This window comes from Maribacter chungangensis, from assembly GCF_042676845.1.
Classification (GTDB): domain Bacteria; phylum Bacteroidota; class Bacteroidia; order Flavobacteriales; family Flavobacteriaceae; genus Maribacter; species Maribacter chungangensis.
In genome coordinates this window covers 49,319-62,396 of the sequence record NZ_JBHTHY010000012.1, presented here as the reverse complement: position 1 = coordinate 62,396, position 13,078 = coordinate 49,319, and the positions used below count along the sequence as shown (strand labels likewise).

General features: G+C 39.5%; 8 protein-coding genes. 1 reads left to right on the top strand and 7 read right to left on the bottom strand.

The genetic code is table 11. From position 1 onward, the window contains the following. Nucleotides 1–176: 176 nt before the first annotated feature. The 7 genes from ACFQZJ_RS13830 to tsaD all read right to left on the bottom strand — a co-directional run bounded on the left by ACFQZJ_RS13830 (nucleotide 177) and on the right by tsaD (nucleotide 8,553). Nucleotides 177–1,400 carry a multiheme c-type cytochrome gene (locus ACFQZJ_RS13830; protein WP_379935370.1) on the bottom strand — a complete coding sequence of 408 codons (1,224 nt, stop codon included), beginning with the start codon at nucleotides 1,398–1,400 and terminating at the stop codon, nucleotides 177–179. Between the two features lie 963 nt (nucleotides 1,401–2,363). After that, the gene (locus ACFQZJ_RS13825; protein WP_379935368.1) at nucleotides 2,364–3,014 is read right to left on the bottom strand and encodes a TonB-dependent receptor plug domain-containing protein; all 651 of its coding nucleotides are present in this window, start codon (nucleotides 3,012–3,014) and stop codon (nucleotides 2,364–2,366) included. A gap of 306 nt (nucleotides 3,015–3,320) precedes the next feature. Next, complete coding sequence (locus ACFQZJ_RS13820) at nucleotides 3,321–4,511, bottom strand: THUMP-like domain-containing protein (RefSeq protein ID WP_379935366.1); 1,191 nt, start codon at nucleotides 4,509–4,511, stop codon at nucleotides 3,321–3,323. A gap of 7 nt (nucleotides 4,512–4,518) precedes the next feature. Continuing rightward, on the bottom strand, nucleotides 4,519–5,619 hold the full coding sequence (locus ACFQZJ_RS13815; protein WP_379935365.1) for an AI-2E family transporter: 1,101 nt from the start codon (nucleotides 5,617–5,619) through the stop codon (nucleotides 4,519–4,521). Between the two features lie 3 nt (nucleotides 5,620–5,622). Then, nucleotides 5,623–6,273: a DUF4159 domain-containing protein gene (locus ACFQZJ_RS13810; protein WP_379935363.1), complete on the bottom strand. Its 651-nt coding sequence runs from the start codon at nucleotides 6,271–6,273 to the stop codon at nucleotides 5,623–5,625. Between the two features lie 307 nt (nucleotides 6,274–6,580). Continuing rightward, nucleotides 6,581–7,288: a 16S rRNA (uracil(1498)-N(3))-methyltransferase gene (locus ACFQZJ_RS13805; RefSeq protein ID WP_379935362.1), complete on the bottom strand. Its 708-nt coding sequence runs from the start codon at nucleotides 7,286–7,288 to the stop codon at nucleotides 6,581–6,583. Between the two features lie 242 nt (nucleotides 7,289–7,530). Continuing rightward, nucleotides 7,531–8,553: a tRNA (adenosine(37)-N6)-threonylcarbamoyltransferase complex transferase subunit TsaD gene (gene tsaD, locus ACFQZJ_RS13800; protein WP_379935361.1), complete on the bottom strand. Its 1,023-nt coding sequence runs from the start codon at nucleotides 8,551–8,553 to the stop codon at nucleotides 7,531–7,533. Nucleotides 8,554–8,642: 89 nt separating this feature from the next. Here tsaD and ACFQZJ_RS13795 point away from each other — a divergent pair, with 89 nt between their 5' ends. Continuing rightward, nucleotides 8,643–12,992 carry a translocation/assembly module TamB domain-containing protein gene (locus ACFQZJ_RS13795; protein ID WP_379935359.1) on the top strand — a complete coding sequence of 1,450 codons (4,350 nt, stop codon included), beginning with the start codon at nucleotides 8,643–8,645 and terminating at the stop codon, nucleotides 12,990–12,992. Nucleotides 12,993–13,078 lie beyond the last annotated feature (86 nt).

Below are 13,078 nucleotides of genomic sequence, written 5' to 3'. Positions count from 1 at the left end.
TTCACAACTATTTTAATATTGATGCTTGGTTATTATACCTTATGGTGTGTGGTATTCCTGCAAAGGGTTCCTACTAGATTAAAATGATGCAACTTTTTTAGCTGATGGTGAAGAGTAGAGTAAAGCAGCGGTTGGTAGCAGTAATATTCTATCGAAGTAAGTAATTATCGGGTAGCTTAATTTTGTAAAATACTATCAACATATATGCCGATTAGATGAGATCGAACATTTACTGATTCTTCTTTATCCTCGTTAGAGGACTTGACCCTCATAATACTCGAAGGAGATTCTGGCATGTGGCATTTGATACAGTTACTGTAATCTGTTTTGTTGGAAGTGTCAGTTTTTTCATGAAGGTTTTCTGGTTTTGTATGGCACGACAAACATTTGGAATTAAAATGCTTGGTATTGCTTCTTTGGTTTTTATGTGGGTCGTGACATGTAATACAACTCATATCGGTACTTTCTTTAAAACAGGGGCTGCTCACCAGAAGGCCATACTGGTTTCCGTGAACATCCAAGTTGGTACTCGGTTTACCTGAATTATAATTCCTGGAATGTTCCTCCAGATTATCACCGATTATAAAGGAAAACGGATTTTCAGCAATCTGAACGGTACGAAGCCCAGCGTGGCATTGCGCACAGGCATCCATCTGTTGCTTTCGGTTTAATGTTTCGGCACGCACGATGGGATCAAAATCCATGTTTTTAATATTATTAACTCTATAGTCTACGTGGTCTTGTGAGGGGCCATGACAGCGTTCACAATCTACACCGTAAATAAATGAACTTTTATCGTAAACGTTTGAGTTTCCTGTAATGACTTTATTCTTGGCGAAGGTTACATGACATTTGATACAGTTATCCATTACAGGTCTTTTGAAATCATAGTTTGGGTATCCGGGACTGTTGATCCAGTTATCTGTCAAGGTAAAATAAGAGGCTTGTAGTTGGTACAAGGAATCCTCTTCAAATGTAAGATAGGATTGCCCTTTGACTCCAGATCCTATGGTGATATTTATTTTTGATTTCTTCAGTACTTTTCCGTGATACGTTTGCGATATTTGATAACTGTTCTCTTCGTCTTGGGTCATTATTACTTGACTGCCAGCTAAATTTATTTTAGCGTCTTTTTCATTAAAACTCCCAAGAATATTTTCTGAATCTGCAATGGCAGACGTTTTATAATGTGCTGTAGAAACATGTGTTTCGTAAATGGATGGATGACAGGGTATGCAAGACTCCGAGCCAGCAAATTTTTTACCGCTCAAGTGCACGGGTAGTTCTGCTTTTATTTCCTGATATTCGGAAAAGGATATATCCTTATAATTATCATATATGAAATAGCCCAGTAGTATTACAGCCAAGAAGAAAATCCCAAATAATAATTTCTTTAACACTTAGACAATTTTTGAATAGCAAGTTACTAAGTTAAAATCATATCCTTGTTATAGCTTGAAACAATTAGTTAGTATGTCATAAAATATCAATAGTGTTCGATATAAGTTTTTTCAGCTTTGAATATTCCAATGTGAACAGGGTTTACTATTAGGTATCGATTTCTATGGCTTGCTTTTAAGAATATATGAATATCTTTCATTTTTATTTTGGTCCGTAACTAATCAGTGTGAATAAAAGTACAGAATAATTTGGATCGAAGATACTAATGTTGGATCTTCTTGATATCGACAGCAAGGACGGGATCATATCGGAACTTATTGTGCGCCTGGAACGGCTCGAGGTCCGGGTGCTCGAACTCGAAAAGGAGAACTCGGAACTTCGCGATGGTCTTCCGGGATAGGAGAACCCCAAGAACAGCCGCAACAGTTCGATTCCGCCTTCGAGGGACGAGAACCGCCCCAAGAACCAAAGGCTGCCAGTTCATTACGAAATTGTTGCTCGGACCTATTTTCTTTGCTATGTTAGTATAAAATTTATGTGTCTTTTATTAATCAGCAACTTTAATGTCCAAAGCTGTTGTACTAAAAAAACAGTGTCATTTATACCAATCCTCAAGTGCATATAAATTAGAATCAAGCTCTAAAAGAGCCATTAAATTGAATTTATTGCAAGGGTTTTAGTACAAGTCTCAGACCAAGGTCCTTTTAATCATTCATTTGTTCGTTTAACCTTAGCAAGGATTCAAACCTACTTCAATTATCAATTTCTCACGTTATATATCGTCAAAGACTGGTTGATTGTAAATGGCACCTGAAGGATTTTAATCCAATTAGCATTTCCAATCAAACATTCTTTACTATTCCCTGCGTTATTGATAAAACGGCTCCTTTCAAGAGCGATTTGTGCGTAGGTGTTCAATACCATAATCGCATAAAATAAAACTATCCGCCTATTTTAGTTTATTAGTTTTTCATCCTGATAAGAAGGACGCCATTGGCACCGCGTGACCCATAAAAGGAAGCAGCGTCATCTCTTAACACCCTAACCGAGGCAACCTCCCTAGGAAAGATGAACTCCAAGGAACTTACAGGTGTCCCGTCCACTATGATCAACGGATCTTGCCCGGCTTGAACGGAGTTGACCGGCACCAATTGAATGGTAGTTCCATTTACTCTTGCTCCCGGAATCTCAGTTGCTATCAATTGATACATGGTTAAGTATTGACTATAGTCTTTTGGTTCTTTTTTGGCTCTTTTAACCTTCGTTTCGAAACCTAATTCTTGCAGTTCCTCCTCTGACACTACAGATTCACTTTCTGGAAAAACAAGGAGCATACCGTTGTCTCCTTGATAGACTTCAGTGACTATACCATAATTCCATGCATAAGCTGAAATTGTCTTATTCGAAGCTTTTAAGCCTATTTTGAACTGACCTTTCTTATTCGTTTTAATTTTAGTCTTAACCGAATCTAGATAAATAATAGCGCGTTTTACTGGTTGCTGTTCGGCGTTCAATACCGTGCCGTTAACCCATTGTATTCTTTGTTTTTCTTTCTGAGCAGTCATCTGCCCCGAACTCAGAACAAGTATTAGAAAAGCTATAAAAAATCGCATAATAACGGGTATAAATGATTAATCTGTTTTAAAACAATCAAGTTAGTAATTATTACTATTGTATCCACCTGCTTACTCTTTTTTTATTGATGATAGATAAACCATTTTAGTATCATTATCAACCTGGTCAATACTTTTTGGTTTTTTTTATGTATTATCTCATTGGTTTCCTTAACGTTGTGAAGTGATGACCGGTAAAAATAGAAAATCTTGGTGACGGTTTTTAGTCGTGTAAACTTTGTTTAGAACAAGACCTTTCTTTTGCTTTTTCGTAGGAGGTTTTTACTTGTATTTATCTTTGGTCCATTATTTCGTTTGCAATAACCTTGAACAAGATATCACAATCAGTTTATCATCTACATTTTTGGTAAAGAAGAGATATTCCGACCCACCATCTTTGAGTTTTAGTTTTTTCCGTATCGTGGCAACGCTATCCGGGAAATTCCGCGTGGAGATGTTGGCCTTGCCAAGGTCTAGTTTTTGAATTTCTTTTTTATTGTAATTCACAACCGCCTTGATCTCAAAATGCCTGCCCGGGAAATCTTTTGCTTGGCTTGCCGTATATAAGTGAGAGTGCGGATGCAGTTTATTTACCCCAAATCGGGAACATAGCAGTTTAAAGGCGCCAGACTTCAACACCGCGGCATTGGGTTCATAGAGGTATTTTTGTGGTAGGGAAAATGTTGGTACGGCCGCTTGTTCGCCGGAACGCAAAAAAGCAAAGACCTCGGTCGTACTATTGCTAAGTTGCACGGCTTTTACACTAGGTTCGCCTTTAAATCCTTTTTCCAAGACCCATAAGACTTCCTTTACTTCGTTATTAAGGGCAATAATATGTATTTCTTTTACATGTTTAAGTTGAGCTTGACCAATAGAGAGATCCAGCAAGGGGCCTGTTTTTATGAGAATGTTGTTGCACTTAAAAAGAAACAGGTCTGTATATAAGGTAACGTCTGGCTCACAATCGGATAAAAAGTAGACTTTTTCCTGGGTATCGGTTCTTCTAGAAGGGTCAATATAAATCCAGTCCAGTGTTTCTTTTGTTTGTTCCAGAAAGTCTATTCCGTTGGCGTGTACCATAGTAACATTTGAAACCTTCATTGCGTCGCAATTGGATTGGGCAATATTGGAAAGCTCTAGCTCTGTTTCTACATGATACACCTGTTTCATTTTTTTTGAAAAGGCATAAGTATCTACGCCAAAACCGGCAGTTAGGTCCGCTAGGGTATTCCCGTCTACAAGGCTGGCCTTATAGGTAGCAGTGGCTTCGGAAGAGGTTTGTGAGATGTTGAGTTTGTTCGCAAAGTAAATGCCCGGAGTAGTGAACCACGTGGGTAACTTTTTGTTTATCTTACGTTTGGCTTCTATCTGCTCTGCCAATTCCTTTGCGGAGACATGCGCGAAGGGGGATTTCTTAAATACTAATTTTAGAATGTCCGTATCCAGATTCTCGTTTATGAAAGCTTGGACATCGGCATGCAAAATGGCATCGTTCATGATCCCTTTATAGGTTTTTGGTGATGGAACGTACAATCTTATTGTCGGCCAAGAACTCTTTTAAAATAACCTTTATCGCCGTATACCCGGGAACGGCTATAATCATTCCTACGACCCCGAACAAGAGACCGGCTATTATAATGACCAAGAAAATTTCCAGGGGGTGCGATTTTACACTGTTAGAGAATATAAACGGCTGTGAGAAGAAATTATCTACCAATTGGCCTATGGTGAGTCCTATGAGTACATAGCCTGCTTTTGGTAAAATAACCGTGCTGAAATCCATTCCCAGATTACTGGTCATGGTGAGTAAGATCATAAGTACCCCTCCGATAATAGGACCAATATATGGGATTACGTTGAACAGGGCACACAAGAAGGCGATTACTATGGCATTTTCTATTCCCACCACTGCTAAAACAATCGTATAAATTACGAACAGTATAAAAATTTGTAACAACAAGCCTACGAAATAGCGCGATAAAAGGCTATTTATTTTATTGATGGAATTTACGGTCCCTTTCTCTTTTGTGTTGGGTACGAAAATCAATAACCCGTTTTGGAAGAGTTTGCTGTCCTTTAAGAAGAAGAAGGATATAAAAAGGACGGAAAAAAGCCCGATGCTTAGGGTGCTTAATACCTCTAAAAACGAGTTAAGGAAATTAGGTATAAAATTAAGGTTGAGACCCTCAAGGATATTTTGTTCGATATGGCTATCGTTTATGGCATTGCCAACTATGTTAGGGGATACACCGATGTAATCGATTATTTCCTTGTAGAGGCTGTTGATGCTTCGTTGAAGTCCATCAATATTCAACAGGGATAGATTTTTACTTTGTTCGGAAATAAGGGGAACGAATAGCGAAAAAATACTTGCAATAAGGCCGATCATAAATACCATGGCAATGACTACTGCCAATACGTTGGGAAGTTTTAAGCGTTCCCTAAGAAAAAAAACTATAGGTCTGCCCACCAGGGCTATTACAGCGGCAATGGCCAAGTACGCCAGTACAGATCGTATTACATACAAGAAATAAAAAAGAAGTAAGATGCCCGTAATAATGCCAATGGCCCGTAAAATGCCGTTGGCTATGGTTTTTGAGGTCATGGTTTAATTTTTAAAAGCATAAGAGATAATGTTGGCGCCCATTTGTAAGGCTTGTCTGCGAATTTCTTCTGGATCATTATGTACGGATGGGTCTTCCCAGCCGTCTCCCAAGTCAGATTCATACGTAAACAAAAGGACCAAACGTTGTTCTTTAAAGATGCCCAAAGCTTGGGGGCGTTGTCCGTCGTGTTCATGTATCTTGGGCAATCCTTTTGGGAAGTTATATTCTTGTGAGAAAATGGGGTGGTCCGCACCAATTTCTTCCAAAGCTGTATTTGGGAACAGTGCTTCCAATTGTTTCGTTACATAGGGTTTCATACCATAATTATCATCGATGTGTAAAAAACCGCCGGACAGCAAATAATTTCTTAGGTTCTCTAACTCCTCTGGCGAAAATACCACATTGCCATGCCCTGTCATGTGCACGAATGGAAATTGAAAAATAGCGCTGCTTCCGGCTTCCACGGTTTGGGGCTTATCGTTTAAACGTGTTCCTATATTGGCATTGCAAAACCGAAGTAGATTTGGTACAGCGGTTGGGTTGGCATACCAATCACCACCACCATTATATTTTAAAATTGCTACTTCTTGTGCGTTTATCCGTACACAAAGTAGCAATGTACATAAAGTAAAAAGAGCAATAAACCGGTTCATATTGTTTCGTTGTGCTAAAATCCAAAGTTACATAATATCACTATGAAAAGCACCGTTGTGCTGGTATTGTTTCATTTGTAAATGGCCTTGCTTCCTATGGTTTATAAAATCCTAACACTGGTCTCCGTAATATCGTAATCCTAAGTATTTCTCGGTCTATGGCCTCGCGCATTTTTACGTTATATTTTTTTCATTGGCACAGCCAAAGGGTTTGATACTCCGAGGCTTGCCTCGAAATTAAAAATCGTTTTCTTATTTAATGCCTCGTGGGCTTGCCCCGGTAGTTTACTTTTACTAGCCTGTTAAATTATCCGTTATTGGCAAGGGCAACGGTGGTACAGGCTACGATTGCGGCAGTTTCGGTCCGTAATCTAGTTTTTCCCATAGACACGGGTAGGTAGCCTTTTGTAACTGCCTTTTTTACTTCTTTTTTTGTGAAATCACCTTCCGGGCCAATTAAAATCGTTGTGGGCTTGTCTGGTGCAATTTTACGTTTTAGTTCATAACGTTCGCTATCCTCGCAGTGCGCTATGAACAAGAGTCCATTTATATCGCGTTCTAAAAATTCGGTTAATGTGGTCAGCGGATTTAGTTTGGGCAAATAGGCTTGGAAAGACTGTTTCATGGCAGATTGAATCACCTTTTCGTACCGTTCCGTTTTTATGGTTTTTCTTTCGGACCTGTCGCAAAGTATAGGAGTTATTTCATGCACACCTATTTCGGTTGCTTTTTCCAAGAACCATTCGTACCTGTCGTTCATTTTGGTGGGTGCTACGGCTAAATGTAGGCGGTGTTTGGTTGGGTGTATTTTTTTGTAACGGGAAACCTCTACGGAACAGGCTTTGGGGTCGTTTTGTGTAATCGTAGCAAATAGAAAAAGTCCTTTTCCGTTGGTGATCTGAAGCTCGTCCCCCGTTTTTCTTCGGAGTACTTTTACAATGTGTTTACTTTCAAACGTATCGAAAGTAACAACTTTGGTGTCTTGGTTTACTTGGGGATTGTAAAATAATTGCATACTTACGAATTTGGTTTGTTTAACACTGCTGTTTGCGATTCTACTGAACATGTTTGCACCAAGGCTTATCTAAATTTCTTAGCGTTTTCCCTAACGAAAGTGGGTAGTTATGCCCAATTTATTTGCTCGTTACCTTCTCCTCCTACGTTTCAAGATGTACTTGGTAAAGCTCCATCGTCTAAAACGTATCATTGTTTACGTTTTGATCTATCATCTAGCATCTTAAAACTCGGACATTATATCTAAAACGTATATCTTGCCTTTGCAGTAACGTCCTGTTCTGCGAAGAGTCGTTTTTTGAATTTCAGATATCCTACAATACCTATCATTGCGGCATTGTCCGTACAATATTCAAATTTGGGGATATGAACTTTCCATCCTAGATTCGTTTCTGCATCCAATATCGCTTTTCTAATGCCGGAGTTCGCCGAAACACCACCACCTATGGCCACAGTTTTTATACCTGTTAGTTTTACCGATTTTTTGAGTTTACGCATTATTATGGTGACGATAGTGTGCTGTATAGCCGCGCAAATATCCGCAAGGTTCTCGGCAATGAAATTTGGATTTTCCTTCGTTTTTCTTTGCACAAAATAAAGGATACTGGTTTTTAGGCCGCTAAAGCTGAAGTTTAAATCATTTACTTTTGGTATCGGAAACTCGAAAGCAAGCGGGTTGCCATCCTTGGCATAGGTGTCTACCAAAGGCCCTCCTGGATACGGTAGGCCTAGGATTTTTGCGCTTTTGTCAAAGGCTTCGCCAACGGCATCGTCCAAGGTTTGTCCTAGCACTTGCATTTCAAAATAATCGCTTACTTTTAAAATCTGTGTATGCCCCCCACTTATGGTCAAGGCCAAAAAAGGAAATTTTGGGGGTGCCATATCCTTATCCTGTATAAAATGGGCCAAGATATGGGCTTGCATGTGGTTTACCTCTATTAATGGAATGTTGAGTCCAAGCGCCATGGACTTTGCGAAGGAGGTGCCTACCAAAAGAGATCCCATAAGACCCGGTCCCCGTGTAAATGCTATGGCGGATAACTGTTTTTTATCGATATTTGCCTTAGCTAAAGCTTGATTGATTACGGGAACAATATTTTGCTGGTGTGCACGGGAGGCAAGCTCCGGTACGACCCCTCCATATTCTTCATGTATTTTCTGACTGGCTACCACATTACTTAGCACATTATTGTTCCTTAGAACGGCAGCGGAGGTGTCGTCGCAAGACGATTCGATAGCAAGGATGTAATTAGTTTCGTTTTCCAACGGTTTTGGAATAAAATTTGAATGTCAAAGGTAAAACATAAAGCCCTATCAAAAAATTAAGGAAAATACTGATCAGAACACTCTTGGTTTTGGTATTGATATGTGTTTTGGGAACCATGGTACTCTCCTTGCCATTGGTTCAGACAAAGTTGGCTCAGTACGCTACAACTACGATCAACGATCAATTCGGAACCAATATCAACATAGATAGGTTGCGGTTTTCCCTTATTTCTTGGGACACTTCCTTAAAAGGGATCTATATAGAAGACTATCAAAAAGACACCTTGTTTTATGTAAATGAGTTAAAAACTTCGGTATTGAGTTTGGGGAATTTAGTCCAGGGAAGATTGGAGTTTGGTGCCATAAAAATCGATAGTCTCCATTTTAAGCTAAAGACTTATGCCGGGGAACGGACTACCAATATTAATGTTTTTGTTGAGAAATTGGACAATAAAAAGCAGCGGCCAGCCGGCACTCCACCATTTTTCTTTTCCTCTTCCTTTGTAGATATTAAAGATAGTAGGTTTCAATATATCGATGAGAACCTGGAAAATCAACAGGCGCTTTTGTTCAACCACCTCAATATTGCCGGTAATGAATTTCGGATATTGGGGCCGGAGGTCTCTACCGATATTCGGGAAATGTCATTTTTAAGTAAAAGGGGTATTAGGGTAGAGCAGATGGCCACTCGTTTTAAGTATACCCGGGAACAAATGCGTTTTGACAGCCTGCAAATTAAAACCCCCTTGTCCAAACTGGACGGGAATGTGGTTTTTAACTATAACAGGGAAGATTTTATAGAATTTCTGAACAAAGTAAATCTTGAAGCCAATTTTGAAGAGTCTACCGTGGCTTTTGATGAGATAAACCTGTTGTACAATGAATTTGGCAAGGGCAAACTTGCCACCTTTAGCGCAAATCTAAATGGAGTTCTCAATGATTTAAACACCAACGATTTATTTCTTTTTTCCGATAACACGGGAATACGGGGCGATTTTAATTTTAAGAATCTCTTCAACAAACAAAAGCCTTTTGTGCTGGATGCCAAAATGAAGAATGTAACGAGCAACTATTACCAGCTAAACGCGCTCTTGCCCAATCTAATCGGTAATTCCCTACCTTCCTCGTTTAGCAAACTAGGACAATTTACGATTAGGGGAGATGCCTTGATAACCAATTCTTCCATAGATGTTAAGGTAAACTTAAATACCGCCGTAGGGAGCAGTTATACCGATCTCGTATTAACCAATTTTAACAATATAGATAATGCGACCTACAAGGGTTTTGTTTCCTTGATAGATTTTGATTTAGGTGATTTTATAGGAAGTTCAACCGTTGGGAAAACAACCTTGGATTTTAATGTAGAGGGCAGGGGTTTTGTGAAAGAAAAACTGAATACCGAGGTAGTTGGTCAGGTCTACAGTATCGAATTTAACAGGTATGCCTATAAAGACCTTAAAGTTTCCGGAGTTTTAAAAGATGAGTTGTTCGATGGTTCCCTGACCAGTAACGATAGGAATTTCAGGTTCGACTTTAAAGGATTGGCAGATTTTGGAAAAGACCGCAATACCTTTAATTTTAACGCCAATGTGGCTTATGCGGACCTTAAGACCTTAAACTTCATTAACGACAGTGTTTCCATTTTTAAAGGTAAGGTTGCGATGGACGTTACCGGTACAACCCTGGATAACATCGTAGGGGACATTAATTTTACCCGCACCAATTATGAAAATGTAAACGATATTTTTTATTTCGATGATTTTACTATCGCCTCCTCCTTTGACCAAGAAGGCGTGCGTACCATAGATATAAATTCTCCCGATATCATTACAGGTTTTATGAAAGGGGAATTTAAGGTAAACGAGCTTGGTAAGCTGTTGCAGAACTCACTGGGTAGCATTTACACAAATTTCCGTCCGTTTAATATTTCCAGCGGACAAAACCTTTCTTTTAATTTTAAGATTTACAATAAAATAGTAGATATTTTCTTCCCAGAAGTGCGCTTTGACCCCAATACGTTCATAAAGGGAAAGATTGTAGCGGACGAGGGTGATTTTAAACTAAATTTTGAGTCGCCCAGTATCGAGGCCTTTGGTAATGCCGCTGATAATATCGAAGTAACGATCGATAACAAAAACCCGTTGTTCAACACCTTTGTTTCGGTAGGCGATCTTAGTACGCCATATTATAATTTTAAAGATTTTAATCTCATCAATACGACTTTAAAGGATACCTTGTTCTTTAGGTCCGAATTTAAGGGCGGGAGTGAACTTAATGATAGTTATAATCTTAATTTTTATCACACCTTCAATCAAGATAACAAATCTGTGATAGGTCTAAAGACCTCGGATGTTAACTTTAAAGGCAATAAGTGGGTCTTGAACGAAGAGGGGAACGCTAAGAACAAAGTGATTTTAAATCGTTCGCTGGACAGCATCACCATCCAGGAAATTGTAATGAACAATGACGAGCGAGAGCAGATACGGTTGCGGGGTCAAATAGCGGATTCTACCTATAAAGACTTGCAATTGCAGTTCAAAATAGTTTCGTTGAACAAAATTACCCCCGTAATCGATAGCTTAAAGCTACAAGGGGAAGTAAACGGCAATCTTAATATTTTACAGATAGATGGGGTTTACCTACCGTCTTCCAGTCTTAACATAGTCGATTTTGGAGTTAACGATACCCGCCTTGGGGATTTGGCGATCAGTATCGTCGGAAATAGAGATCTTACGGAGTTTCAGGTCAACTCACAACTAACCGAAAATGATGTCGAAAAATTTAGTGTGGTGGGGAGCATAGAAAACAAGGAAAAGATACCCAAAGCCAATTTGATGGCTAATTTCAGTAATTTCAATTTGGAGCCCTTCAGTCCTTTGGGCGAAGGTATCATAGATCGAATTAGAGGGGATATAGATGGCAGTGTTACGATAACCGGCAATGTTGATAATCCAAGTTTTAACGGTGTTCTTACCTTGGACAATGCAGGGATAGCGGTGCCGTATCTGAACGTGGACTATGATTTTGGAATGCGGTCAAAAGTGCTGCTTGCCAACCAGACTTTTAATTTTCAAAACATAGCGCTAACGGACGTGGCAAAAGGAACCAAGGCCAATCTGGATGGCACTATTGGTCATAGCTATTTTAAAAATTGGGTATTGAACCTAAATGTAGATACAAAGAACGACCGTTTCTTAATATTGAACACCGATTTTAAGGAAGGGGATTTATATTATGGTACCGGTTACCTCAATGGTACCGGGCGCATATACGGCCCCACGACTGCACTTAACATAAAAGTGAACGGGGAAACCGCTAAGGGTACCTCGCTTAAAATTCCTTTAAGCGATGTTACAAGTGTAGGCGACTATTCCTTTATAAATTTTACTGAAAAGAATAGTGTAAACAATATCGAATTGCAGAAAACGCTGAAAGATTACCAAGGTGTAGAGCTAGAATTCGATTTGGATATTACCCCGGAGGCCGAGGTGGAAATCGTTACGGATACCAAAACAGGAAGTTCTCTAAAGGGTACGGGAGTAGGAATCATACTTTTACAGATAAATACCAACGGCAAGTTTGAGATGTACGGGGATTTTGTTGTGGTTACGGGAGAGTTCAATTATAAGTTCGGGGGTATCATAGACAAAACATTTGCCGTGAAGCCCGGAGGAACCATTAATTGGGACCAGAAACCCTTGGAGGCCGATCTGAGAATGGAAGCCGTTTACTCCATTGATGCCAATCCGGCCCCTTTATTGGATAATCAATCCTTTGCGCGAAGAATACCTACGGATGTCGTAATAAAACTGACTGGGGAACTACAGAGTCCGGATATTGATTTTGGAATAGAATTTCCGGGAACGAATTCCATTGTGCAGTCAGAGCTGGAATATAGGCTGCAAGATCCAACCATAGAGGAGAAAAACGCCATATTTTTATTGGCCCAGGGTAACTTTGTAAATGACCAAAGTGGTATAAACCAACAGGCGATAACCGGAAATTTAATTCAAAGCGCGTCCGGTATTTTAAACTCAATTTTAGGAGGAGGTAATGATAAGCTTAATGTAGGGCTCTCTTATGAGCAGGGTATTTTGGACCGTAATGCGGATATTGAAACCGATAACCGAATTGGCCTTACGGTTTCTACGCAAATAAGCGATCGTGTTTTGTTCAATGGTAAGGTAGGGGTTCCAGTAGGCGCTTCCAGTGAAAACTTGGTTGCCGGTGATTTTGAGATTCAATTATTGTTAAATGAAGAAGGTACGCTCAGTGCAAAGTTCTTCAGTAGACAAAGGGAAATTCAAGCTTTCTTGCCGGACCAGCAAGGTTCTACCCAAGGTGCGGGACTCTCGTATGAAGTAGATTTTAATACGTTTAGTGAGCTATTAAAGAAAATTTTCAATAAAGCGGCTGCCAAAAATAGCAGTCCTCTCTGAGGTTTTTAGCAGGTAAGGAACCTGTTAGCCGCCCCCTTTTCGTTTTTCTCAAATCAAATTACCTTGCTTAACGCGACCTAAATGTG

Coding starts and splice junctions, on each gene's coding strand:
- ACFQZJ_RS13825 (WP_379935368.1), bottom strand. CDS start 3,014: ATGCGATTTTTTATAGCTTTTCTAATACTTGTTCTGAGTTCGGGGCAG.
- ACFQZJ_RS13820 (WP_379935366.1), bottom strand. CDS start 4,511: ATGAACGATGCCATTTTGCATGCCGATGTCCAAGCTTTCATAAACGAG.
- ACFQZJ_RS13815 (WP_379935365.1), bottom strand. CDS start 5,619: ATGACCTCAAAAACCATAGCCAACGGCATTTTACGGGCCATTGGCATT.
- ACFQZJ_RS13810 (WP_379935363.1), bottom strand. CDS start 6,273: ATGAACCGGTTTATTGCTCTTTTTACTTTATGTACATTGCTACTTTGT.
- ACFQZJ_RS13805 (WP_379935362.1), bottom strand. CDS start 7,288: ATGCAATTATTTTACAATCCCCAAGTAAACCAAGACACCAAAGTTGTT.